The organism is Nocardiopsis suaedae (genome assembly GCF_027706745.1).
GTDB classification, from domain to species: domain Bacteria; phylum Actinomycetota; class Actinomycetes; order Streptosporangiales; family Streptosporangiaceae; genus Nocardiopsis_A; species Nocardiopsis_A suaedae.
This window is the reverse complement of the sequence record NZ_JAQFWP010000006.1, coordinates 73,566-97,135: the sequence shown is the minus strand read 5'-3', so window position 1 is coordinate 97,135 and position 23,570 is coordinate 73,566. Positions and strand designations below refer to the sequence as shown.

Here is a 23,570-nt window from a genome sequence, read left to right as displayed (position 1 = left end):
CCGATGCCCGCGCATATTCGCATTCACCTGCAATTGCAGATGCCGTATTCCCGGGGCGGGCCCTTCGGCCCGGTATTCCCCCGGGGATGCGTTCGTGTACCCGGCCGTGGCCGGCTCGGGACCGCCCGCACGGCCGGGCCGCAGGTCAATGCCCATAATGCCGCCGCGGAGGCCGCGGTAATCCCTGGTGGCAGATTTCGGCCGGTTCTCCCGACCGGCTTTCGGGGCACACTCACCACCCCGGGGAGCAGCACCCGAAGGAGGTAGGGTGGAGCTGAGAGTCCTGGGCCCGGTCCGGCTGGTGCGCGACGGCCGCGACTTCCCACTGGGGTCGGGAAAACAACTCGAAATCGCCGTCCTGCTGGCATTGGAAGAAGGGCGGCCGCTCTCTAGAGAATCGATCGTCGAACTCGTTTGGAATGGCGGGATCGGCGCCCTCTCCACTCTCGACAGCTACATGTCCCGCACGCGGCGCCACCTGGAGGCCGCCGGGGCCGACCGCGCCGCCCTGGTGTGCGAAAGCGGCCACTACCGCCTGGACCTGGGCGCCGACGCCGTCGACTGGCCGCGGTTCCGGCGGCTGTGCCGCGCGGCGCGCGCCCGCGAACGGGCCGGTGAGCGGGAGCCGGCCCTGGAGCTTCTGGAAGAGGCGCTGGGGCTGTGGCGGGGCACGCCCCTCACCGGCCTCTCGGGCGACTGGGCGCTCCGGCGCCGCGAGGCCATGGTGCTGGCGCGCCGCGACGCCGCGGCCGACCACGGGCGGCTGCTGCTGGAGAGCGGCCGCGACCCGCGCGACCTGCTCGACGCGCTGCACGCCGAGGCCGGCCTCCACCCCGGCAGCGAGCCCGTCGCCCTCAACCTGGCCACCGCCCTGCTGCGGGCCGGGCACCGCGCCGAGGCGGCGGGGGTGTGCCGCCGCCTGGCCGAGCACCTGCACGAGCAGGGGGTCGCCCCGGGAGCGGCCCTGCGGCACCTGCTGTGCGAGGCCGAGGGCGGCCGGGGCCGGGACGGCGGGAACGCCCAGGGGGCGCCCGCGGCGCCGCCGACCGGCGCACCGCCCTCCGGGGCGGCGCCCGCCCCTCCCCCGGACACCCTCCCCCGGGACCTGCACGACTTCCACGGGCGCGCGGCCGAGCTGGAGCGCATCGCCGCCGACCTGCGCGCGGGCGCGGCGGCCGTGGTCGTGTCGGGCATGCCCGGGGTGGGCAAGACCGCCCTGGTGTGCCGCGCCGCGCACGGCCTGAGCCCCGAGTTCCCCGACGGGCGCCTCCTGGTCGACCTGCACGGCTCCGGGACCGACCGGCCGCCCCGCGACCCCGCCGAGGCGCTGCACGAGATGCTCGGGCAGCTCGGCGTGCCCGCCGCCGATCTCCCCGAGGGGACCGAGGCGCGGGCGCGGCTGTGGCGCACCCTGACCGCGCCGCTGCGGCTCCTGGCCGTGCTCGACGACGCCGCCGACCCCGAGCAGGTGCGCCCGCTGCTGCCCGGGGGGCGGCACAGCGCCGCCCTGGTGACCTCCCGCATCCGCATGGCGTCGCTGGAGGGTTCGCGCGCGCTGGGGCTGGTCGCGCCCGCCCCGGAGGAGGCCGTGGGGCTGGTGGCCGCGATCACCGGGTGCGACCCGCGCGCCGACGGGCCGGGGCTGTCGGCGCTGGCGCGCAGGATGGACCGGCTGCCGCACCCGCTGCGGCTGCTGGCGTCCTGGTGGCGGCACGCGCACCCGGCGTGGCCGCTGGCGCACCTGGTCGAGCGGCTCGACGAGGCGGCGCCCCGGTTCACCGGCCCGGTCGCCGCGGCCCTGGCCGCGAGCGCACAGGGCCTGCCCCCGCCGGCGCGGGCCGCGTTCGTCCGGCTCGGCCTTCTTCCGTCCACCGCGTTCGGCACCCACGCCGCCGCAGCGGCGATCGGTGCGACGGCGCGGGAGGCCGAGCCGGTCCTGGAGCTGCTGTCGGAGCGCTCGCTGGTGGAGGAGCCGGGGCCGCCGGGGCGCTGGCGCCTGCACGCGCTGACCGCGGACTTCGCCCGGCGCACGGCGCAGGAGGAGCTGGGGGCGCTGGAGGAGCACGCGGTGCTCTCGCGCGTGTTCGACCAGTGGCTCGCGGCGGCCGACGCCGCCGACCGGGCGCGGTTCCCGCACCGCCACCGCCGCCCGGCCCGCCCGGGGGCGCCGGTGGAGGCGCCGGGGTTCGCCGGGCCGGACGAGGCCGACGCGTGGTTCGCGGCCGAGCGGGGAACCCTGCTGGACCTGCTGCCGGGCTCCGGGGGCGCCCACCCGGCATCGGAGGGCGAGGCGTTCGCCTGGCACCGGGCGGAGCTGGCCCTGCGCCTGGCGGGGTTCCTGTCCACCTCGGGCGCACCCGACCGCGAGGCCACGGCCTTCCAGGGAGCGGCCCGAACCTTCCGCGACCGAGGGGACGCGGTGGGGTACGCGCACGCGTTGAACGAGCTCGTCGCGGCCCATTTGAGGGCCGAGCGTCTGAGCCGGGTCGCCGCCACTTCGCTGGCGGCCATAGATCAGGCATCGACCTGCGGGGACGAGGTCACCCGGGCCCAGGCCCTGAGCGCCCAGGGCCTCGCGCTCAGCCTCGCCGGGCACGCGGACGCCGCACTTCCCTGCATCGAAGAGGCGCTGGCGGTGGCCCGACACGAGGGGCACGTACCGACGGTCGCCCAGTCACTCCATTTCGCGGCGATCGGCCACAGCGTACGCGGCGCACCGGCGCAGGCGCTCGGTTCGTTCCACGAAGCCCTCACCCTCTACGAGGCCGTCGGCGACCAGGCCTCGATCATGATGGTGACGGGGAACATGGCCCGAGTGATGGCCCAGATCGGGAAGCCGGCCGAGGCCCTGCGTCTCGGAGAGGAGGCCCTCAGGCTCGCGGAGGAGGCCGGGCGGCGCGGTGACGCCATGCGGATGCGCTGCAACATCGGCGAACTCCATGCCGACCGGGGCGAGCTTTCACTGGCCCTCGAGTGCTTCCAGGATGCCCTGGAGACGGCGCGGGCGATCGGCGACACCACCACTGAGATCGCCGCACTGGCGCATTCGGCGCACACCCGCCTGCGCCTGGGACAGCCCACGACCGCCTTGAGCGCTTTCGCCAAGGCTCAGGACCTCGCGTCGGCGACAGACGCCCCTGCCGACATGCCCGCCATCCTCATGGGGCTGGGCGAGGCGTACGCGGCCCTTCGTGACTTCGAGGAGGCGGAGGTCCACATGCAGCAGGCGCTTCATCGGTCGCCCACGTCCGAAGCGCGTGCACACGCTCTGACCGCCCTCGGACACGTGGCGCACCGGCGCGGTGACGCGGAGCGCTCCCAAGCACTGTTCGACGCCGCCGCCCGGGCCCGAGAGCGGTCGGGAACGGCTCGAGGGAAGGGGGACTGCGGCGCGCCCGTCGCAGCGCTGAACGTGCCACTCCCCCGCACAGGGGACAGCACCCCCCAGGAGGAGATCGTGTAGCGTTGACCTGGGCAGATCCCCCTATAGGGACAGATCTCATCGTTTCTGCCCATGAGCCGACCCGCCGCCGGTAGGGTTTCGCCGCGAAGATCATCTCGATCTCGCCGCCCCCTGAGGGGGGAACCGACCCGACACCGGAAATGGGGCACAACGTCGTGCTGATGATCGCTGTGATGCTCGCCTACCACGCCACGGCAGCGGCCGCTTCCACGCAGTGGGTGTGGCTGCACGTGATCGAACGGCTCTGACCGTCCGCTCGAGCGCACAGGAGCGCCCCGCAAGGCCGCAAGCGGGAATCATCCGGACGCACGACGCCCCTTCCCCGTGAGCACATCCGCAGGCCCCACCCTCCGCCTGCCCTCCCCCGCTTCCGCTCTCCGACGACCTGGGCCCCGCCGCCCCCGACGAAGGCGAGGGTCCGCCCCCGGCGATCCCGGAGGCGGACCCCTGCGCCGGTCCGCACCCCGGAGGTTCCGGGGACGGGCACCGGCGCCCTGTCGGCCGCGACAGGTCAGGCGTTCTCGAAGATGAACATCTGGCGGTTCTCCCCGCGCCACGGCTGCAGGACGAACTGGGTGCCCTCCCGGTCCTCGGGCAGGGTCACCACGGCGTCGATGTACAGGAAGTGGATCCGGTACTTGCCCTCGCCCACCGGCTCGACCGACCAGGCCTCGGGGAAGGACTGGGCCGCGATGAGCGGCGGGAAGACCTTCAGGCCGCTCAGCCCGAAGAACGCCTCGCCCACCATGCTGCGGATGGTGAACACGTTGAGGCTCTTCTGCTGCACGTCCCACCGCTGGTTGGTGCCCTTGTGGAGGTGCCAGCCGATGATCGGCGTCTCCGGGTCGGCGCTGCCGCCGCTCAGGTCGATGTACAGGTCGTTCGCGGCGCACCTGATCAGGTACTCGCCCTGCTGGATCAGTGCCATGATTCCTCCGGTCGCTCGGAAACGACGCCGCCCACCGCATTCATATCCGCCTGCGAACACCATGCAATGGGCCCCCTGGACCACCGATTCCAAAACGGCAGGGCGGGACGCTGTCCGCAATAGGCCAGCACTTTTCCTACCGCTTCCACCAGCAGGAATACCACCAGTCTCCCCCCAGGGTCCCGAAAATCAGAGACGAGCGGAATCACCTCTCACCGCACGTTCATCGAGAAAGGAATCGAGCAACGAGGAGCGGCGGGCGGATCTCTGCAGACCTATCGGGAAAGCGACCGGTATTGCGGTTCTCCCCTTCCGGGGCCCACCCGCCGACCCTTCGCGCGGGATTCAGGCCCCCACGGCGTCCGAGGCCCGCGTGAGCGCGGCCGCCTCGTCCTCGCTCAGCGACACCCGTGCCGCGTCCATGAGCGCGGGGAGCTGCTCGGTGGTGCGGGCGCTGGCGAGCACGCCCGCCATCCCCGGACGTCCCAGCACCCACGCCAGCGCGACCGTCGCCGGGGCGACGCCGTGGGCGTCGGCGATCTCCACGAGCCGGTCCACGACCGCCAGCCCTTCGGGCCCCATGTACCGGCCGACGCTCCCTGCGCGCGCCCGCCCCTCCAGATCGGCCTCGGTGCGGTACTTGCCGGTCAGGAACCCGGCCGCCAGCGCCCAGTAGGGCAGCATGCCCATCCCGGCACCAAGGGCGATGTCGCGCAGCTCGGGCTCGACGGTCTTCCGGTGGACCAGGCTGTAGTGCGGCTGCAGGGCCACCGGCAGGGCGGCTCCGATCCCCTCGGCGATCTCCAGCCAGCGGCGAAGGCGGTCCGGGCCGTAGTTGGAGACGCCGACGTACCGGACCTTGCCCTCCTTCACCAGAGCGTCGAAGGCCCCGACGGTGTCCTCCAGCGGAGTGCCGGCGTCATCGAAATGCGCATAGTAGATGTCGATGCAGTCGGTCCCGAGGCGCTTGAGCGAGGCCTCGGCGGCGGCCTTGACGTTGGAAGCGGCCAATCCTCGGAATTCGGGGTGCTGGCTTACTTTTGTTGCGATGAGCACGTCGTCACGGCGGCCACGACCGGCCAGCCAGGAGCCGATGACGTGCTCGGACTCCCCTCCCTCGTTCCCCTCGACCCAGGCGGAGTACGAATCGGCGGTGTCGACGAGGGTCCCGCCCGCGTCCAGGAACGCGTCCAGGACGCGGTGGGACTCCTTCTCGTCGCTGGTCCAGCCGAAGGTGTTGCCGCCCAGGACGACGGGGTGGATCTCCAAGCCGGAGTTTCCCAGCGTGGTCATGTGGTGGTCTCCTCGCGAACGTTGTGAAAGGTGCGCCCGGCGGCGCCCGCGCGCTGCGGCGCCCCGGCAACCTAACCCGCTCCGCCCGTGCCGATCCAGCGCATTACCGGGCACCGCGAGTCCCCGCACCACCCCGCGCCGGGATCGCCGCCGCCCCCGGACGACGCCGCCCCGACCCTCTCACCACGCCAAGGGCTCGTCCGCCATGTACGGCGGGGCGGGCTCGTACTGCATGTACCGGCGCACCTGTCGCGCGTGGTCGCGGCCGTGCAGGCGGCCCACCAGCCACAGCGCCATGTCGATCCCCGCCGAGACCCCCTGGCTCGTCACCAGGTTCCCGTCGACCACATAGCGGGCGTCGCGCACCACCGTCACTCCCCCGCGCGCCTCCAGCCCCTCCTCGAAGGACCAGTGCGTGGCCACCCGCTTCCCCTTCGCCGGGCCGGCCTCGTGCAGCAGAAGCGACCCCGTACACACGCTCACCACCCACTCCGCGCGCCCGGCCTCCTCGGCCAGCCAGCGGATCAGCCGGTCGTTTCCGACCTCGGTGCGCGTCCCGTTCCCGCCGGGCACCAGCAGCACGTCCAGCCCCTCCGGCCGACCGCCCCCGGAGTCGCCGAACACCCGGTCCGGCACCACCCGCAGGCCCTTGTTGCAGCGAATGGGCCCCTCCCGCTCGGCGATCAGCTCCAGCGAGTCCGCCCCGTCCCGGAGCATCGACGAAACTCCGAACACTTCCCACGGGCCGACGAAGTCCAATTCCTCCGCACGGTCGAACACCAGCAGGCCGTAAGCCGTCATGCGTCCTCCTTCATCTGTCCGAATCGGCTTCTGTACTCCGAGGGCGCCACGCCCACCCGGCGCTGGAACGCGCGGCGCAGCGTCTCGGCGCTGCCGAACCCGCACCTGCGGGCCACCGCCTCCACCGGGTCCCCGCCCTCGGCCAGCACGCGCTGCGCCGCCTCCACCCGCACCCGCTCCACGAACTCGGCCGGCCCCACCCCGATCTCGGCGGCGAAGCGCCGCTGGAAGTGGCGCGGGCTCAGCCCCGCCCTCTCCGCCAGCGACTCCACCGTGTGCCGCGCGTCCAGGCGGGAGTGGACCGCCCGCACCGCCTCGCGCACCGGGTCGGTGGAGGGCTGGCGCGACCACAGGGGCACACTGAACTGCGACTGGCTGCCCGGGCGGCGCAGGAACAGCACCAGCTCCCGGGCGACCTCGTGCGCGACGTCCCGCCCGTGGTCCTCTTCCACCAGCGCGAGCGCCAGGTCCATGCCCGCCGTCACACCGGCCGAGGTCCAGATCCGCCCGTCCCTGATGAACACCGGGTCGGCGTCGACCCGCACCTCCGGGTGGGCGCGGGCCAACTGCGCGGCGCGGCGCCAGTGCGTGGTCACCCGCCGACCGTCCAACAGGCCGGCGGCGGCCAGCAGGAACGCCCCGCTGCACACCGAGACGACCCGCCGGGCGCGCGCCCCGGCCTCGGCCGTCCACCGCACCAGGGCCTCGTCCCGGCAGGCCGCGTCGACGCCGTTCCCGCCGACGACCACCAGGGTGTCCGCGTCGGCGGGGTCCGCGGCGCCCGGCCCCGCCACCCCGCGGGCGGCGTGCACGGGCAGCCCGCTGCCGGAGGCGACCGCGCCCGCGGTGCGGGCCACGGTGCGGCAGGCGTAGGCGCCGTCGCGGTGCCCGGCGCAGCGGAAGACCTCCCAGGGGCCGGTCAGGTCCAGGGTCTGGAAGCCCTCGAAGAGGAGGAAGACGACACGGTGCTCGTTCACGCGGTCAAAGGTGCCCGGGGCCGCCGGATGGCGTCAACGACAGGTACCCCACCGATCGCGCCATCGACGCCAATCCGGCCCCAACGGGTACGCCGAATGCGCCGGGCTCCGGTCGGCGGCTCCGCGCCGCCCCTCCCTCACCCCCGGGAGAGCGCGGCGATCACGTCGCCCACCGCCACCACGCCCACCGCCTGGCCGAAGGCGTTCACCGCCACCAGGTCGTCGTGGACGCGCTCGCCCGAGGCGCCCGCGGCGCGCAGGGCCTCCATGGCGGTGGTGTGCAGCGGCACCGTCTTGGGCGGGTCGGCCAGCCGCCGCGCGGGGCGGGCGGCGTGCAGCGCGTGCCCGTAGGGGCCCGACACCGACAGCAGGAACCGCGACCGGTCCAGCAGGGCGACCGGGCGCTCCCGGTGGTCCAGCAGGATGATCGAGTTGAGCACCGGGTCGTTGGTGAAGGCGTCCAGCACCTCCGCCGCCGTCGCGTCCTGTTCCAGGGCGACCGGCGGCCCGATGAAGGTCGACACCGGCGGCCCCTCCTGCCCGCCGCCGCCCCGGCCGGGAGGGATCTCGGGCAGCGGGCGCACCTTGGCCCCCGGCGTCCAGGAGTCGTCGGCGAAGAGCGGGCCGTACCCCAGGCGCACCCCGGCCTCGCGCAGCGCCGCGAGCTGGTCGACCGAGGAGATGCCCGGCGCCATCGGGTACACCCCGGCACTGCGGGCGATGCGGGCCATGCCCTCGACCACGGCCGCGCTGCGCTCGTCGCCCGGCAGTCCGGAGACGAGGTTGCGCGGCAGGCGCATCAGGAACGGGGCCTGGTCCAGGATGACGTCCACGGGGACCGCGGCGGTGGCGAAGGCGCACCGGAAGCCGGAGTCGCGCACGTGCGAGGCGGCCCGCACCGCGGCGGCGCGGGGCAGCTCGGCCAGGTCGGGGCCGAGCATGACGGTGATGTCGCGCGGGCGGCGTCCGGTGCGCCGCAGCACCAGTTCGAGCTGCCCGGTCACGTCGGGGGAGGCGGCCGCCGCGGCGGCGGGCACGGGCAGGATCAGCGGCAGCAGCGCCTCGTCGGAGGCGACCCGGCGCGCGAGCCGGATGAGCCGCTCGGCATGGGCGGCGGAGTCGTCGGACGGCGCCGTCGCCGATGCGGCCTCCGCCTCCACGGCCAGGACCACCCCGGACTCGAGGTCGACGACGGGACGGTAGACGGGAGGGGCCTCGGGACGGGCGACGGCCTGTTGGGGGCCGGTGGTGCGAGCCGAAGTCGGAGAAGGCACAGGTTCATCCTGAGCCCCGGGCGGACCGCAGTCAGCCGCCCCGGCCGAGAATTCAGCGGGACTTCGCGCCCAGATCTCCTCGGATTAATGGGGCGGTCGGGCGCCCGACCCCGGGTCGGCCCGGGAACGGGGGAGGACACAAGGGATTCGCCTACACCGAGTACGCCAATCGGACGCGGAAGGTTAGCACACGTGTGCGGAGGGGCGGAATACGCGCACGGCGGGTCATAGGGGTTCTCACCGGCCCGGAAGTGGGCCGGTGAGGCGGGGTGGCCGGACCGGCTCCGTCACCCTCGTGGCCTTGTGGTGCATCGCAGTGTTGAACCGGGGAACGCGGCTCTGGTCGAAGCGGGGCGATTTGCAGGGGATTGAGTTGATACAAACCATCCCGGTGCTTTATGGCGTAGATCTATGGCATCGCCCGGCAAGCGCGCTGGCAGAGGTCCCCGGCCTTCCGCCCCAAGCGCGCTCCGGCGGCTGTCGCATCACTCTCGGGGCGCTCGGCCCTACGCGCCCCGGTCCTGCCCGGAGTCGGGCGAAGCTCCGCCGAAATGGAGAGGCCAGGCGGGCGGACTCCATGACAGGCCCTCAGGCCCCCTATCGGCCGCAGCCCCGCTCTCCCCTGGCCGGATCGGGACACTCCGCAAGCCCCTCCGCCTGCGCGTACACGCTGCCGTCCACCTCCCTGCAAGCCCTCTGCAAGGTCCTCCCCTGCGCCCTGCAGGCGCCGCGTCAAGGGCGCCCCCGCATGCTGGGGCGGTCATCGGATCTGCAGAGAAGCTCGGAGGCCCCATGACGCTCCCCTCTCCGGCCCCTGCTCCCGGACCGTACGCCGCCGACGGCCCCTTCCTGATCAACCAGGCCGACCGCGCCACCTGGTCCCCCCAGCGCTCCGTCCTCGTCCTGGTGCACCACGCCACCGCGGGGAACCGCCTGGCCGACGTCCTGCCCCTGATCGAGACCGACCACCGGGTCCAGGTCTTCTACACCTGCCCGCCGACCTCCCCCTACGCCGCGACCGGCGCCGAGCACATCCGGCACCTCGACGGCATCGCCGTGCCCTGGGACGAGGTCCGCAAGCACCGCTTCGACCTGGCGCTGTCGGCCAACCTCGGCGGACTCCAGGACGTCGCCGCCCCCGTCCTCGCCCTCCCGCACGGCTCGGGTCCCGGCCGCCTGATGCCCCGGGTCGGCGGCCACGGCCCCGCCGCGCCCCGGCCCGCCAGCGGCTCGCCCGCCGGGGGCCTGATCACCCACGGGCGCGTCCTGCCCAGCGTCCTGGGGGTCGCCCACGAGCGCCTGCGGAACCTGTTCGCCTCGGCGGCCCCGGCCGCCGCCGAGGTCGTGCGCGTCGTCGGCGACCCCTGCCACGACCGCATCACCGCCGGGCGCGCCCTGCGCGAGCGCTACCGGCGCGCCCTGGGGGCCTCCCCCGGCGACCTGCTGGTGGTGCTGTCGTCCACGCACGGCCCGCACTCCCTGCTCGGCGCCCACCCGCGCCTGCCCGAGCGGCTGGCCGCCGAGGCCGCCGGGGCCGGGGTGCGCACGGCCGCCGTCACCCACCCCGCCGTCTTCGCCTGGCACGGGCGCCGCCAGGTCCGCTCCTGGCTGTCGGGGGCCCAGCGGCGCGGCATGGTCCTGCTCCCTCCCGAACAGGGGTGGCAGGCCGCCGTCATCGCCGCCGACGCGGTCGTGGGCGACTACGGCTCGGTCACCTACTACGCCGCCGCCCAGGGGCGCCCGGTCCTGGTGGCCTCCTACTCCGGGGACGAGGTCCTCCCCGGCTCGCACACCGACCTGCTCGGGTGCGCGGCCCCGCGCCTCGCCCCGGAGCGGCCGCTGCTGCCGCAGGTGCGGGCGGCGCTCGACGCCCACGCCCCCGAGCGCGGCGGCTGGTACGCCTCCCAGCTCACGTCCGCGCCGGGCCGGGCAGCGGCCCGGCTGCGCGCCGCCATGTACCGGTTGCTGGGCCTGGACGAACCGGACTGCCCGCCATCGGCCGCGCCGCCGCCGGTCCCGGTGCCGATGCCGCCGCTGGACGGCCCGCACCCGGCCGGGGGCCCACGGTGAGCGGGCGGCCGACCGCCGAGCCGGCGGCCGAGCCGGCGGCCGAGCCGGCGGCCGAGCTGCGCCGGGTGCGCGGGGTCCTGCTGCCCGCCCCGGCGGCGTCCTCCCCGCGCCCGGCCCCCTTCGTCGACGACCACGTGTGGGTGCACGCCGACCGGGTCGGCCCCGGGCTCCCGCTGGGGCCGGGCGACGTGCTCACCTTCACCGAGGGTGGGGCGGGACGGGGATGCGGGCCCGATCCCTGCGGCGTGCTCGACCGTTGGCCCGGGGCCGCCGTGGCCGCCGCCCCTGCGGACGGCGGGTGGCACGTGGCGCTGCGCGGACGCCCGCCCGTGCGCATCGAGGGCCGCCTCCGCCCCGACGAGGCCGCTCCCCTGCTGTCCCTGCTGCACACCTGGCTCGCCGCAGGGCTCGATCCGGCAGCGCTGGCGTGGGCGGCGCCGCCGGGCGGCGGCCTCACGCCGTGGACGTTCCGCCCTGTTCCTCCCCTTCCTCCCCTGGGCCGGAGCGTTCCCCGCCCTCGTCCTCCTGTCCGAGCTCGGCCAGTCGGCGCTCGATCCCTTCGGACTCCACCGCCCCGAGCCGCCTATAGGTGGTCAGTGCTTCGGTCAGGTGCCGCACCGCCAGTCCCCGTCGGCCGCGCAGGGCCTCCAGCCCGCCCCTGAGGGCGAGCACCCGGGCCGTCTCCATGTCGGCCCGGGCCTCCTGTGCCGCGCCGAGCGCCGCGTCGAGCACCCGCTCGGCCTCGTCGAGGTCCCCGGTCTTGAGGTGGACCGTGGCCAGCCCCACCAGCGCGCGCGTCTGCAGGTACCGGTCGCCCGCCTCGCGGAAGTGGCCCAGTGCCCAGGTGAGGTGGCCTACGGCCTCTTCCGGCCGCCCGGCGTCGCGCAGGGCCTCGCCCAGGCGCCGCCGCATCAGGGCGATGCCGCGGTCCCTGCCCAGGGCGGTGTGCACGGTGAGTGCGCCTTCGAAGTGGCGTACGGCCCGGTGCGACGCTCCGCGGACCAGTTCCACGACGCCGAGTCCTTCCAGAGCCGACGCCCGCCCCAGTTCGTGGTCGGCCTCCTCCCACGCGCGCAGCGCCTCCCGGTGGTGGTGCTCGGCCTCGTCGGTCCGGTGCAGGCTCACGTGGGCGGCGGCCAGGGCTCCGTGCATGCGGCCGCGCGCGGCGGCATCGCCCAGCTCCTCGGCGGCGGCCAGCCCGGCCTCGTGGGTGCGGAACCAGGAGTCGTGGTGGCGGCGCCTCAGGAACAGGTCCCACAGCGCCTCGCAGAGCTGCCACGCCTCGGCCGGGTGGCCGTCGCGGGCGGCCCACACCACCAGTTCCTCCAGGGTGGGCAGCTCCTCGTCCAGCCAGTGCAGCGCCGCGTCGGCGTCGGGGAAGGCGGGGACGGCCGGGTCGCCGACGCGCTCGTACAGCGGTCCCACGTGCCAACGGCCGGGGTTGAGCGCGGTGTCGGCGGCGACGGCGGTGCGCAGGTACCCGTGCAGCAGCCGCTCCATCGCCGCCCGCCGCTCGTGTTCGGGCTCCTCGGCTTCGGCGCGTTCGCGGGCGTGCAGGCGCACCAGGTCGTGGAAGGCGAAGCGGCCGTGGTGCTCGTGCAGCAGGCTCGCGGCGACGAGCCGCTCGGCGCCGGCCTCGGCGGCGTACCGGTCGGCGCCGGTGAGCAGGGCCGCCGCCTCCGGGGAGGCGTCCGGTCCGGGGTGCAGGCCCAGCAGCCGGTACAGGCGGGCCGTCGACGGCTCCAGTCCGGCGTAGGACACGTCCAGGGCCGAGCGCACGGACACCTCCTCGTCACCGCTCAGGGCCGACAGGCGCCGCCGCTCGCCTTCGAGCTCCTCGACCATGCGCGCGGCGGGCCGGTCGGGCCGGAGCACCAGGCGCCCGGCGACCGCGCACAGCGCCAGGGGCAGGTGACCGCACAGCTCGGCCAGGCGCTCGGCCTCCTCGGGCCCGCCGAGCGGCGCCGCCGCTCGGCCGCCGGTGGAGCCGCCGGGCGTTCCGGCCAGTCCCCCGCCCACCAGCCCGCGCAGCAGCCCTGCGGCGTGGTCGCGGGGCAGCGGGCGCACCCGGGTGATGCGGGCCCCGCGGGCGAGCAGCGCGGCCGGGTGCAGGCGGGTGGTGACGACGGTCAGGTGGGCGCCGCCCCCGGGCAGGAGCGCGGCGGCCTGGGCGGCGCTCGCGGCGTCGTCGAGCAGCAGCGCCAGGCTTCGGCCCTCGGTGCGGGCCTGGAAGAGCCGGGCGCGCCCGGGAAGGTCGGCGGGCACCTCCTCGGGGCGCACGCCCAGGGCGCGCAGGAGGTGGGCGAGGACGGCGGCGGGGTCGGCGGGCCCGGTGTGCGCGAAGGCGGCCAGGTCGGCGGTGAGGCGGCCGTCCGTGAAGCGCTCCCCGTCGGTGTCCAGGAAGCGGGCGGCGACGGCGGTCTTGCCCACGCCGCCGGTTCCGGTCAGGACGACGATGCGGGGCCTGCGGGAGGCCAGCGCCTCGTGGGCCTCGTGGCGCAGGAGGGCGAGCTCGCGGAGGCGGTCGGCCATGTGGGCGGGGGCGCGGGGCGCCCGGAGCGGACCGGCGGGGGCGGGCCCGGGGACGGCGCCCAGGTGGATGCCGCCGTGGACGGTTCCGGCCTGGACCACCACGCCGTGGCCGCCGCCCGCCGCCACGTTGCCCGGGGTGTCCGGTGTGCCCGCTTCGCGTGAGGTCATCGCCCACCCGTGATCATCAGGCTACTTTGGGTATTTTCGTCACGCTAACACTCCGACCCGAAACCTCGGTCTGGGCCCGGGCCCGGATCCCCGATGATCTCGGGAGAAACGACGCTACAAGCGCGCTTGTAGCGTCGTTTCTCCCGAGATCAACAACTAAGAGCCCGCGCGGATAGGCGGGCGTGCCGCAGGGGGCCGAGCCTCGCGCCCCCGGCGCCGATCTCTGCCCCTGTGCCGTTGATCTCGGGGAAGTCGGGCTTATGGTGTCCGTTTTTACCCCGACTTCCCCGAGATCGACACGGGCTCCGCCTGCCTATCCGCGCGACCTCTAAATCACGACCGACGGCGGGTCCCGTACGGCGGAAAAACCGCTCGCCCCGGCGCGACGGCCGCCTGTACCGTGCACCGCGCGGACACGCGCGAGCGGCCCCTGTCGACGCCTCATGGACGGAGCGGACATGCAGGTCTTCCTGACCACCGACCGGATGGCCCTGCGCCGGATCACCCCCGACGACGCCCCGCTCCTCCTCGGGCTCGACTCCGACCCCGAGGTGATGCGCTTCCTCACCGGCGGGCGCCCCTCCACCCCCGAGGAGATCGACCGCAACATCCGCCGCTACCAGGAGTGGTACCGCTCCTCCCCGGACCGCGGGTACTGGATCGCCCAGGACACCGACGGCGCCTTCCTCGGCTGGTTCCACCTGCGCCACCCGCGCGGCGGCGCCCCCGCCGAACCCGAGCTGGGCTACCGGCTCGCCCGCGCCCACTGGGGCCGGGGCCTGGCCACCGAGGGCTCGCGCGCCCTGCTCAGTGCCGCGTTCGCCGACCCGTCCGTGCGCCGCGTGTTCGCCCGGACCATGGCCGTGAACACCGGCTCCCGCCGGGTCATGGAGAAGGTCGGCATGCGGCCGGTGCGCACCTTCGCCCTCGACGCCCCGCCCATCCCCGGCTCCGAGCACGGCGAGGTCGAGTACGCCCTCACCCGCGAGGACCGGGACCGGGTGGAGGCCGAGCGGCCGAGGCGGTCGGCCCCTGAAGCCTGACAGCACCTGTCAGGAACCGGGCCCCATACTGGTCCCATGCGCGCCGACCGCCTGCTCTCCCTGCTCCTGCTGCTGCAGAACCGCGGCCGGATGACCGCCGCCGAGCTCGCCGAGGAGCTGGAGTGCTCCGAGCGCACCGTCTACCGGGACGCCGAGTCCCTCAGCGCCGCCGGCGTGCCCATCTACGCCGAGCGCGGCACGGGAGGCGGCTACCGCCTGATGGAGGGCTACCGCACCCGCCTGACCGGGCTCACCGAGGGCCAGGCGCACTCCCTGGCCTTCACCGGCATGCCCGGCCCCGCGGGCGATCTGGGGCTCGGCTCGGACCTGGCGCTGGCCCGGCTCAAACTGAGCGCGGCCATGCCCGACACGCTGCGCGAGCGCGCCGAGCGGGTGGCCGCGCGGTTCCACCTGGACACCACCGCCTGGTGGCGCCGCCCCGCCGCGACCCCGTTCCTGGCGCCGCTGGCCGAGGCGGTCTGGGAGTCGCGCACCGTGCGGGTGTCCTACCGGCGCTTCGACGACACCCGCGTCGAGCGTGCCCTGGACCCGCTGGGGCTGGTGCTCAAGGGCGACACTTGGTACGTCGTGGCCCGCCCGGCCCCGGAGCCCGGCGGAGCGGAGAAACCCCCGCGCACCTACCGGGTCGAGCGCATCGGCGCGCTGGAGGACACCGGGCGCCCCTTCACCCGCCCCGAGGGGTTCGACCTGCCCGCCGCCTGGCGCGCCTGGGCCGAGGAGTTCGAGAGCTCCCGGTTCACCCTGCACACGCGCGTGCTGCTCACCGACCAGGGCGCCGAGCTGGTGCCGGTGCTGTGCTCGCCCCGCACCGCCGCCCAGGCCGAGTACGGGCCGGTCCGCGCCGACGGCCGCCGGGAGGCCCGTCTGACCACCGAGTCGGTGCCCGTCGCGGTGCACGAGTTCTCCCGCTTCGGCCCCCACATCGAGGTCCTCGACCCCCCGGAGCTGCGGCGCGCCATGGCCCGCCACCTGGAGGAGGCGGCCGCGCTGTACCGCGGCGGCTGCGGGGACTGATCCTGCCCCGGGTCGGTCACCGCCGAGGCGGAGGTCTCGCCACCCCGGCTGCGCGCCGCCCTCCCATGCCCGGAACGGACCGGGAACGCCGCACGGAGGGCGGGGAGCGCCGCTCCCCGCCCTGTGCCGTCACCGCCGCGCTGTACCGCGCACCGGCGGGGTAGCCCCGGGCAGCCCCGGTCAGAACGCGCCGAAGAACCCGAAGGAGGCCAGCGCCACGTTGGTCGCCACCAGCGCCACCGCCGACAGCAGGATGCCCGCCACGAAGCCGCTGCGCAGCGACCGCACCAGGTACTCCAGCGACACCACGTTGTTCAGCAGGAAGTAGCCGAGCTGCATCGCCAGCACGAACCCGTCGTAGTTGAACCCGCTGAGCAGGGACTCGCCCCACATGCCCTGGTAGTACCACGGCTGCCCCGACCAGACGTCGGTGGAGGTGATCCACTGCCAGGCGTGCGCGGCGCCCCACCCCAGCGGGATCTGCAGGATCGGGATGATCAGCAGCGGCACCAGCTTGATGAAGCTCCACAGGCCGGGCTGGGAGGCCTTGCGCGCCTGGTCCTGGGCGCGCCGGGCGGCGCGCTCCTCGGCGCGCACCCGTTCCTGGTGGGCCCGCTCGGCCTCCTGGCGGCGGCGCTGCTCCTCCTGGCGCTGCTGCTCCTGCCTGCGGCGCTCCTCCTGCATCTGCTGGGCCTGCTGCGCGCGCTGCGCCTCGCGCTGCCGCCCGGCGGCCGAGTCCCGGTACAGGTCGCCGTAGGCGTCGCCGCCGTGCTGCGCGGTGGGCGGCACGGCCGCGGCCGCCCCGGGCCCCTCGGGGTGGTACGGCGGCGGCTGGGTGCCGGGCACCTGCCCGTACTGCGCGGTCTGCCGGTAACCCGCGGTCTGACCGAACTGGGCGGTCCTCTCCGGGGCGGCCGGGTACTGCGCCGTGGCCGGGTCGGCCCCGTAGGCCCCCGCCTGCTGCCCCTGCGTCCCCTGCGTGCCCTGCGGGAAGCGGGCGGTGGCGTCCGCGCCCCCGTCCGGCTCGTACCGGGCGGTCGCGCCGTCGGCCGCCGCGTACCCGGCGGCGGCCCCGCCGAGCGCCCCTGCCTCGGCCCCCGCGGCGGCGGCCCCCATGACCGAGGTCCGGCCGTCGGCGCCGGTCTGCCCCGCCCCCGGGGAGGTGGCCCCCGAGACGGTGTCCGGCGCCGCGCCCAGCGCCGCGTTCACCTTGTCCACCTGCTCGCGCACGCCCTGCTGGAAGGAGGGCGGCAGCCAGGAGCCCCCGGCGGGAACGTCGCCCAGGTGGTCCAGCAGCCGGCCGGTCCCGGGGCGGTTGCGCGGGTCCTTCTCCAGGCAGGCGGCGACCACCCGCTGCAGCGACGGCGGGACGGCGGCGATGTCGGGCCGCTCCTGGATGATGCGCATCACCATGGTGGGCATGGCGCCCTCGCCGAAGGGGCCGGTACCCGAGGCGGCATAGACCAGCACCGCGCCGTAGGCGAACAGGTCGCTGGCCGGGGTCATGTGCTCGCCCTGCACCTGCTCGGGCGACATGAACCCGGGGGTGCCGATGATCGACTGGGTGGCGGCGGCGCCCTCGGCGGCGCGCGCGATGCCGAAGTCGATCACCCGCGGCCCGTCCTCGGCCAGCAGCACGTTTCCGGGCTTGAGGTCGCGGTGGATCAGCCCCACCCGGTGGATCTCGGCCAGCGCCTCGGCCAGCCCGGTGGCCAGCACCCGCAGCGAGGCCTCGGGCAGCGGGCCGTGCGCCCGCACGCCCTCGTCCAGCGGCAGCGACGGGACGTAGGAGGTCACCAGCCAGGGCACCTCCCCCTCGGGGTCGGCGTCGATCACCGGGGCGGTGAAGGCGCCGCTGACCTGGCGGGCGGCGGTGACCTCGCGGGCGAAGCGCTCACGGAAGGAGGGGTCGGCGGCCAGGTGCGGGTGGATCCGCTTGACGGCCACGGCCCGGCCCCCGGAGGAGCGCCCGAAGTAGACCTGGCCCATGCCTCCCGCGCCCAGGCGCCCGATGAGGCGGTAGCGCCCGATGCGGTCCGGGTCGCCGTGCTCCAGTGGGCCCACGTTTCCAACCTCCGTCGCTCGCCGCTGCGCCGGTGCCGCCGCCGCGGGCGACACCGTTCCGTGACTCTTGGAAGACGCCCAGTCTAGGCGCTGGGAGCACCGGCCGACCCCGCGCGCGTGCGCCGCCTTCCGGCGGACCCCGGCCCACCGCGCGCACCCCGCGCGTCTAGCCTTGGGCACATGTCACTCCAGCTTCCGCCAGAGCAGTGGTTCGCCTCCCTCGCGACCTCCTACCTCGCCTCGTCCGGGCTGATCACCGACCCCGAGGGGCGGGTGCTGCTGGTCGACCCCAACTACCGCGAGCACTGGACCCTGCCCGGCGGAGTCGTCGAGCAGGACGAGCCCCCGCACGTGGCCTGCGAGCGCGAGGTCGCCGAGGAGGTGGGGCTGAAGGTGGACCCCGGCCTCCTGCTGGCGGTGCAGTGGAGCGCGCCCCGCGGGGAGCGGCCGCGCCCCTTCTGCACGTTCGTCTTCGACTGCGGCGAGGTGCCCGCGGACACGCCCATCACCCTGCAGGTCGAGGAGCTCGACGACTACGCCTTCCTCGACCCGGACGCCGCGCTCGCGCGGATGCACCCGGCGATCGCCCCGCGCCTGAAGGCGGCCCTGGAGGGCAGGGCGCAGGGGCGGGCGGTGTACGTGGCCTCGTGAGGCGCCCGGCGGTGTGCTCCCGGCGGGCCGTGCTCACCCCGCCAGGACCATCAGCGGCATGAGCACGAGCATGAGCAGCGCGAACGCGAAGGCCGCGCAGATCATGACGACCGCGATGCGCGGAACCGGTTCCCGGCGGGGCGCCGGGTCCCGCCGCCCGGCGAGGCGGCGGGCGCGGGCGTCGAACCGTTCGGCGTAGGAGGGGTCCTCGGCGCGCAGCCGCTTCTCCAGGGCCCACAGCTCGCTCTCGTCCCCGCCGGAGCCCATGGCGCCCTCCCGGTGTTCCCGTTCGCCCGGGGTCCGGCGCCGTGTGCCGCAGGCCCCCGGTGGACCACGGTTACCCGCCCCGCTCGGGGCGCAAACCGTTCCGGGTCAGCAGGCCTGGACCTCCCCGCCCGTGGGGGCCAGGGTCTCGCCGGTGTAGGAGGAGGACAGGCGGCCGGAGGCGAAGAACACGTAGGAGGGCGCGATCTCGTCGGGGTCGGCGGGGCGCCCCATGGGGGCCTGCCCGCCGAAGCCCTCCACGGCCTCCTCCGGCAGGGTGGCCGGGATGAGCGGCGTCCACACCGGCCCCGGCGCCACGCGGTTCACCCGGATGCCCCGGCCGGTGTAGTGCCGGGCCAGGCAGGCCGACAGGTTCATCACCGCCGCCTTGGAGGCGGAGTAGTCGATGAGCGAGGCGTTGCCGCGCAGGCCGTTGACCGACCCGGTGATGACCACGGCGCCGCCGCCGGGCAGGTGGCGCGCGGCCGCGCGCAGCACTCAGAACACGCTGAAGACGTTGACCTGGAAGGTCCGGGTGAGCTGCTCGGTGGTCAGGTCGGCGACGTCCTCCACCGGGGTCTGGGTGGCGTGGTGGGGCACGGCGACGTCCAGGCCGCCCAGCTCCTCCACGGTGCGCAGGACCACGTCCTCGCAGTGGTGCTCGCCGCCGAGGTCGCCCGGCAGCAGGACGCAGGTGCGCCCGGCCTCCTCCACGAGCCCGGCGGTGTGCCGGGCGTCGTCGTGCTCGTCCAGGTAGGCGACGGCGACGTCGGCCCCCTCCTTGGCGAAGGCCGCCGAGACGGCGCGCCCGATGCCCGAGTCGCCCCCGGTGACCAGCGCGCGCTTGCCCTCCAGCAGGCCGCGCCCCTCGTATCCGCGCATCTCGTCGCGCGGGGGCGGGTCCATGGGCGCCGTCCTCCCGGCGTAGGGCCGGGTCTGGCCTCGCGGCGTGCTCATCGCGCCTCCTCGGTGCACGCGGGGAGCGGGTCGGCCCTCCGCTGACCGGGCCGCCCACCGGTGAACGCGTCGCTCACGCGGAACGGTGGGCGCCCGGCGTCCGAGGCGGCGCTCAGTCGGCGACCGCCAGGTCCGCCCGCAGCTCCTTGAGCGTGGTGCTCAGCAGCCGGGAGACGTGCATCTGGGAGAGTCCGACCGCGTCGGCGATCTGCGTCTGCGTGCGGTTGCCGTAGAACCGCATCTGCACGATGCGCCGCTCGCGCTCGGGCAGGCGGGCCAGCGCCTCCCGGACGGCCTCGTGGTCCTCGATGCCCTCCGCGGCACCGTCGCCTTCGCCGATGGTGTCCCCCAGGCTCGGCGCGTCCTCCTCCCCGGTCCCGCAGGGGGCGTCCAGGGACAGCGCCGAGTAGGCCCGCGAGGCGCTCAGCAGGTCGTCGGTGGTGTGCTCGTCCAGGTCCAGGGCCGTGGCGATCTCGGACGTGGTGGGCCCGCGCCCGTGCTCCTGGGCGAACTCCCCGGTGAACCGGTTGAGCTCGCCCCGCTTCTCCTGGTGCTTGCGCGGGACCCGCACGTCCCAGGTGTTGTCCCGGAAGTGCCGCTTCAGCTCGCCGGTGACGGTCGGCAGCAGGTAGGACAGGAACGGCTTGCCGTAGTCGGGGTCGTAGTAGGCCACGGCGCGCGTGAGTCCGAGCATGGCGACCTGTTCGAGGTCGTCCATGGATTCGCCGCGGCCCCGGTACCGGCGCGCCTCCCGCCGCGCGACCGGGGCGTACATCCGCACCACCGTCTCGCCGAGCTCCTCGGCCGCCGCGGACCGCGGCGGCAGGGCGGCGCGGGCCCTCAGCAGCTCCTCGGCGGTCGTGCCGTCCCGGCCGCGGCGGCGGTCCGATTCGGCGCCGCTCACTACCTCGTTCGTGCTCGGAGCGGCCATCTCGCGTTTCCTCCCCTGCGTGGTCGGCCGTTCGCCTGCACGGGGAGCCGGCGGCCGCCATGCCTCCTGCCCCCGCGGGGGTGGCGGCCGCAGCGTCGACCCGTCGGGCGTGTGCCCCCGTTCCCCCCGGGGGGCGCCCTCTGAGGGGCACCGTGCCCGGGTCACGGAACGATAAACGCACACATCGGGGTCACCCGGAACCGGGCCGGAATTCCTGCACCTTGGAGCGGACGCCGCGCGCCAGCACCGACCACGCCTCCGGGTCGCCCTTGGCCAGCGCGGCGGTCATCGACTCCATCTGGTCCCAGGTGGCGGACGGTGGGATCGGCGGCACCGACGGGTCGGTGACGAACTCCACGACCACGGGCCCCTGCGCGGCCAGCGCCTCATCCCAGGCCGAGGCCACCCGCGCGGGGTCGTCCACACGGATACCGGTCAGCCCCAGGCACCGGGCGTACTCGGCGACGGAGGCCTCCGGGAGCCGCTGCGAGGGCACGAACTGCGGCGCGGCGCCCATCGCGCGCAGCTCCCAGGTCACCTGGTTGAGGTCGCCGTTGCTGAACACCGCCACCACCAGGCGCGGGTCGCTCCACTCCCGGGCGTAGTGCGCCGCGGTGATCAGCTCGTTCATCCCGTTCATCTGCATGGCGCCGTCGCCCGCCAGCGCCACCACCGGGCGGTCGGGATGGGCGAACTTGGCACCGACCGCATAGGGCATGGCGCACCCCATGGAGGCCAGGCCGCCCGAGACCGAGCCGCGCATGGTGCCGCGGAAGCGCAGGTGCCGGGCGTACCAGTTGGTGGCCGACCCGGAGTCGGCCGTGACGATCGCGTCGTCGGGCAGCCGGGGCGACAGCTCGTGCGCCACCCATTCGGGGTTGACCGGGTCGGCGGGCACCTCGGCGCGGCGGCGCTGCACCTGCCACCACCGCTCGACGCCCTTCTCGATCGTCTGCCGCCAGCCGCGGTCCTCCTTGCGCTGGAGCAGCGGGAGCAGCTCGCGCAGCGTCTCCCGCGCGTCGCCCAGCAGCGGCACCTCGAAGGGGTAGCGCAGGCCGAGCATGGACGGGTCGGTGTCGATCTGCACCCCGCGCGCCTGCCCGTACTCGGGCAGGTACTGGCTGTAGGGGAACCCGGAGCCGACCATGAGCAGGGTGTCGCAGTCGCGCATCATCTCCCATGAGGGCCGGGTGCCCAGCAGTCCCGCCGCGCCGGTGACGTAGGGCTCCTCGTCGGAGAGCACGTCCTTGCCCAGCAGCGCCTTGGCCACGCCGGCCCCGAGCACGTCGGCGGCCTCGGCGACCTGCTCCCCCGCGCCGCGCGCCCCCTGGCCGACCATGATGGCCACCCGGTACCCGGAGTTGAGGACCTCGGCGGCCCGGTTCAGTTCGGCGCGGTCGGGCACGGTCGCCGACTTCGGCGCGCCCAGGGTGCCGGGGACCGCCTTGAACGCGTGCGCGGGCGGCTCGTAGTCCAGCTCCTGGACGTCGGCGGGGATGATCACCGCGGTGACCGTGCGCCGGGAGACCGCGATGCGCATGGCGCGGTCGAGCACGTTCGGGAGCTGCTCGGGGACGTTGACCTCGGCCAGGTAATGGGCGGCCACGTCTTTGAACAGCGCGTGCAGGTCGACCTCCTGCTGCATGGAGCCGCCCATGGACTCCCGGTGCGTCTGGCCGACCACCGCCACCATGGGGACGTGGTCGAGCTTGGCGTCGTAGAGGCCGTTGAGCAGGTGGACCGCCCCCGGTCCGGAGGTGGCGGCGCACACCCCCACGCGGTCGGAGAACTTGGCGTACCCGGCCGCCTCGAACGCGGCCAGCTCCTCGTGCCGCGCCTGGACGAACCGGGGGCGGTCGTCGGCCCGGTCCCAGGCCGCGAGCAGCCCGTTGATGCCGTCGCCGGGGTAGCCGAAGACGCGTTCGACCCCCCACTCGCGCAGGCGTTTCAGGAGGTAGTCGGAGACCTTCTCTGCCATCGTGCACAACTCCTCGGTGTGTTCGGGGTCGTCGGAGAGCGGGCGTGTGGACCCCGCCCCGCCTCAGCCCTCGTCGGCGCTCGCGCGCATGCGGTCGCGCACCCGGTCCACCAGCCCTGCCCCGGGGTCGAGCACCCGGTTGGCCGGCGGGGTATCGGGCAGGCCCGGGTGCGGCCGGGTGGGCGCGGTGCGCTTGGCCGCGTCGGCCTTCTCGCCCAGCTCGATCAGCTCCTGTCCGGAGCAGGCCTCGCGCAGCCGCGCCAGCGGCTCGCGCTCCTCGTGTTCGGCGTGGCGCCGGAAGCTGGTGGTCAGTGCGCGCAGCAGCTCCTCGAACCGGGTGTCGGCCGTGTCCGCGCCCTCCAGCTCCTTCATGACCTCTTCGATCTCGGCGTGCTCGCGCAGATGGTCCTCGGCCTGGGCCTCGCCGTCGATCAGCCGCGCGCGCACCACCGGGTACATGTGGTGCTCCTCGGCCACGGCGTGCCCGACGAGCTCGGTGATCAGGTGTTCGACCAGGCGGCGCCGGTCGTCCCGGTCCTGGGCGTCCTCCTCCAACCGGCTGAAGACCGCCTCCAGGCGGCGATGGTCCTCGGTGACGACGTCGGTCAGATCGCGTGTTCCGTGCGCCATGGGCGCCCCCTCGCCTCGGTGCTCCGGTCCACCGGCGGGGTCGGCCGGTGTCCGGCCCCGCTACCCCGCTTCGCGGCGAAGATGCCCGCTCGGCGTTCACCGCCCGCCCCGGGTCCCTCCGCCCGGCCTGTGGTCGCCCTTGGGGCGCGCCGGCTGGGCGGGATCCCCGTGCGGGGGCGGGTTGGACGCGGGGGCGGCCGACGCCGGTCCGACGGGCGAGCCTCCGGCGGGCGGGGGCGCGGCCTCGGGCTGGAAGCCCTGGTCGCCCTCGGAGGGCTCCGCCCCTTGCCGCACGGCGTCGAGCCGCGCGGTCAGCACCTCCAGGACCCCGGTGCGCGCGGCGTGCTCCCGCTCGTAGGCCATCAACCGGTGCAGGTCCTCCTCCCCCAGGGAGCGGATGCGGTGGCGCAGCATGGCCAGCGGCATGCCCTCGTACCCGGGCAGCGGAGGCGTGTTCTCCTCGGACATCGGCCCCTCCTTCCATCCGTGTCGCCCACCGCGGCTACCCGGG

General features: G+C 75.1%; 17 protein-coding genes and 1 pseudogene. 5 read left to right on the top strand and 13 right to left on the bottom strand.

Going from position 1 to position 23,570, the window contains the following annotated elements; translation table 11 throughout:
• Window positions 1–268: 268 nt before the first annotated feature.
• Window positions 269–3,463, top strand: coding sequence for an AfsR/SARP family transcriptional regulator (locus O4U47_RS05125; RefSeq protein WP_270676373.1), 3,195 nt, complete (start codon window positions 269–271; stop codon window positions 3,461–3,463).
• A 511-nt stretch (window positions 3,464–3,974) separates the two neighbouring features.
• Here the strand turns inward: O4U47_RS05125 and O4U47_RS05120 are convergent.
• The 5 genes from O4U47_RS05120 to O4U47_RS05100 form a co-directional block, all read right to left on the bottom strand.
• Window positions 3,975–4,391 carry an RICIN domain-containing protein gene (locus O4U47_RS05120; RefSeq protein WP_270676372.1) on the bottom strand — a complete coding sequence of 139 codons (417 nt, stop codon included), beginning with the start codon at window positions 4,389–4,391 and terminating at the stop codon, window positions 3,975–3,977.
• A 345-nt stretch (window positions 4,392–4,736) separates the two neighbouring features.
• On the bottom strand, window positions 4,737–5,684 hold the full coding sequence (locus O4U47_RS05115; protein ID WP_270676371.1) for an aldo/keto reductase: 948 nt from the start codon (window positions 5,682–5,684) through the stop codon (window positions 4,737–4,739).
• A gap of 180 nt (window positions 5,685–5,864) precedes the next feature.
• Window positions 5,865–6,485, bottom strand: coding sequence for a DJ-1/PfpI family protein (locus O4U47_RS05110; RefSeq protein WP_270676370.1), 621 nt, complete (start codon window positions 6,483–6,485; stop codon window positions 5,865–5,867).
• Window positions 6,482–7,462 (bottom strand): GlxA family transcriptional regulator, encoded by a 981-nt coding sequence (locus O4U47_RS05105; RefSeq protein WP_270676369.1) that lies wholly within the window; start codon window positions 7,460–7,462, stop codon window positions 6,482–6,484. Before O4U47_RS05105 ends, O4U47_RS05110 begins: the two co-directional genes overlap by 4 nt.
• 137 nt (window positions 7,463–7,599) lie before the next feature.
• A complete protein-coding gene (locus O4U47_RS05100; RefSeq protein WP_270676368.1) occupies window positions 7,600–8,736 on the bottom strand; it encodes an EAL domain-containing protein in 1,137 nt (378 codons plus the stop codon).
• A 792-nt stretch (window positions 8,737–9,528) separates the two neighbouring features.
• On the opposite strand from O4U47_RS05100, the gene O4U47_RS05095 reads away from it, so the two are divergent.
• Window positions 9,529–10,806: a hypothetical protein gene (locus O4U47_RS05095; protein WP_270676367.1), complete on the top strand. Its 1,278-nt coding sequence runs from the start codon at window positions 9,529–9,531 to the stop codon at window positions 10,804–10,806.
• A gap of 453 nt (window positions 10,807–11,259) precedes the next feature.
• Here O4U47_RS05095 and O4U47_RS05090 read toward each other — a convergent pair whose 3' ends face one another.
• A complete protein-coding gene (locus tag O4U47_RS05090) occupies window positions 11,260–13,506 on the bottom strand; it encodes a tetratricopeptide repeat protein (protein ID WP_270676366.1) in 2,247 nt (748 codons plus the stop codon).
• A gap of 443 nt (window positions 13,507–13,949) precedes the next feature.
• Here O4U47_RS05090 and O4U47_RS05085 point away from each other — a divergent pair, with 443 nt between their 5' ends.
• Both O4U47_RS05085 and O4U47_RS05080 read left to right on the top strand, forming a co-directional pair.
• The gene (locus tag O4U47_RS05085) at window positions 13,950–14,549 is read left to right on the top strand and encodes a GNAT family N-acetyltransferase (RefSeq protein WP_270676365.1); all 600 of its coding nucleotides are present in this window, start codon (window positions 13,950–13,952) and stop codon (window positions 14,547–14,549) included.
• A gap of 36 nt (window positions 14,550–14,585) precedes the next feature.
• Window positions 14,586–15,584, top strand: coding sequence for a helix-turn-helix transcriptional regulator (locus tag O4U47_RS05080; RefSeq protein WP_270676364.1), 999 nt, complete (start codon window positions 14,586–14,588; stop codon window positions 15,582–15,584).
• A gap of 180 nt (window positions 15,585–15,764) precedes the next feature.
• Here the strand turns inward: O4U47_RS05080 and O4U47_RS05075 are convergent, their stop codons facing one another.
• Window positions 15,765–17,648, bottom strand: a complete 1,884-nt coding sequence (locus O4U47_RS05075) for a serine/threonine protein kinase (RefSeq protein ID WP_270676363.1) — start codon at window positions 17,646–17,648, stop codon at window positions 15,765–15,767.
• A gap of 180 nt (window positions 17,649–17,828) precedes the next feature.
• Between O4U47_RS05075 and O4U47_RS05070 the strand changes: the two genes are divergently transcribed.
• A complete protein-coding gene (locus O4U47_RS05070; protein WP_270676362.1) occupies window positions 17,829–18,299 on the top strand; it encodes an NUDIX domain-containing protein in 471 nt (156 codons plus the stop codon).
• Window positions 18,300–18,332: 33 nt separating this feature from the next.
• Here O4U47_RS05070 and O4U47_RS05065 read toward each other — a convergent pair whose 3' ends face one another.
• The 6 genes and pseudogenes from O4U47_RS05065 to O4U47_RS05040 all read right to left on the bottom strand — a co-directional run bounded on the left by O4U47_RS05065 (window position 18,333) and on the right by O4U47_RS05040 (window position 23,527).
• On the bottom strand, window positions 18,333–18,566 hold the full coding sequence (locus O4U47_RS05065; RefSeq protein ID WP_270676361.1) for a DUF3040 domain-containing protein: 234 nt from the start codon (window positions 18,564–18,566) through the stop codon (window positions 18,333–18,335).
• 105 nt (window positions 18,567–18,671) lie between these two features.
• Window positions 18,672–19,520, bottom strand: a pseudogene (locus O4U47_RS05060) (SDR family oxidoreductase).
• A 112-nt stretch (window positions 19,521–19,632) separates the two neighbouring features.
• Window positions 19,633–20,451, bottom strand: coding sequence for a SigB/SigF/SigG family RNA polymerase sigma factor (locus O4U47_RS05055; RefSeq protein WP_270676360.1), 819 nt, complete (start codon window positions 20,449–20,451; stop codon window positions 19,633–19,635).
• 190 nt (window positions 20,452–20,641) lie between these two features.
• Window positions 20,642–22,429, bottom strand: a complete 1,788-nt coding sequence (locus O4U47_RS05050) for a thiamine pyrophosphate-requiring protein (protein WP_270676359.1) — start codon at window positions 22,427–22,429, stop codon at window positions 20,642–20,644.
• Window positions 22,430–22,492: 63 nt separating this feature from the next.
• The gene (locus tag O4U47_RS05045) at window positions 22,493–23,059 is read right to left on the bottom strand and encodes a hemerythrin domain-containing protein (RefSeq protein WP_270676358.1); all 567 of its coding nucleotides are present in this window, start codon (window positions 23,057–23,059) and stop codon (window positions 22,493–22,495) included.
• Between the two features lie 96 nt (window positions 23,060–23,155).
• Complete coding sequence (locus tag O4U47_RS05040) at window positions 23,156–23,527, bottom strand: hypothetical protein (RefSeq protein ID WP_270676357.1); 372 nt, start codon at window positions 23,525–23,527, stop codon at window positions 23,156–23,158.
• Window positions 23,528–23,570 lie beyond the last annotated feature (43 nt).

Coding starts and splice junctions, on each gene's coding strand:
- O4U47_RS05055 (WP_270676360.1), bottom strand. CDS start 20,451: ATGGCCGCTCCGAGCACGAACGAGGTAGTGAGCGGCGCCGAATCGGAC.
- O4U47_RS05065 (WP_270676361.1), bottom strand. CDS start 18,566: ATGGGCTCCGGCGGGGACGAGAGCGAGCTGTGGGCCCTGGAGAAGCGG.
- O4U47_RS05120 (WP_270676372.1), bottom strand. CDS start 4,391: ATGGCACTGATCCAGCAGGGCGAGTACCTGATCAGGTGCGCCGCGAAC.
- O4U47_RS05040 (WP_270676357.1), bottom strand. CDS start 23,527: ATGTCCGAGGAGAACACGCCTCCGCTGCCCGGGTACGAGGGCATGCCG.
- O4U47_RS05085 (WP_270676365.1), top strand. CDS start 13,950: ATGGACGGAGCGGACATGCAGGTCTTCCTGACCACCGACCGGATGGCC.
- O4U47_RS05050 (WP_270676359.1), bottom strand. CDS start 22,429: ATGGCAGAGAAGGTCTCCGACTACCTCCTGAAACGCCTGCGCGAGTGG.
- O4U47_RS05110 (WP_270676370.1), bottom strand. CDS start 6,485: ATGACGGCTTACGGCCTGCTGGTGTTCGACCGTGCGGAGGAATTGGAC.
- O4U47_RS05095 (WP_270676367.1), top strand. CDS start 9,529: ATGACGCTCCCCTCTCCGGCCCCTGCTCCCGGACCGTACGCCGCCGAC.
- O4U47_RS05090 (WP_270676366.1), bottom strand. CDS start 13,506: ATGACCTCACGCGAAGCGGGCACACCGGACACCCCGGGCAACGTGGCG.
- O4U47_RS05115 (WP_270676371.1), bottom strand. CDS start 5,684: ATGACCACGCTGGGAAACTCCGGCTTGGAGATCCACCCCGTCGTCCTG.
- O4U47_RS05070 (WP_270676362.1), top strand. CDS start 17,829: ATGTCACTCCAGCTTCCGCCAGAGCAGTGGTTCGCCTCCCTCGCGACC.
- O4U47_RS05045 (WP_270676358.1), bottom strand. CDS start 23,059: ATGGCGCACGGAACACGCGATCTGACCGACGTCGTCACCGAGGACCAT.
- O4U47_RS05080 (WP_270676364.1), top strand. CDS start 14,586: ATGCGCGCCGACCGCCTGCTCTCCCTGCTCCTGCTGCTGCAGAACCGC.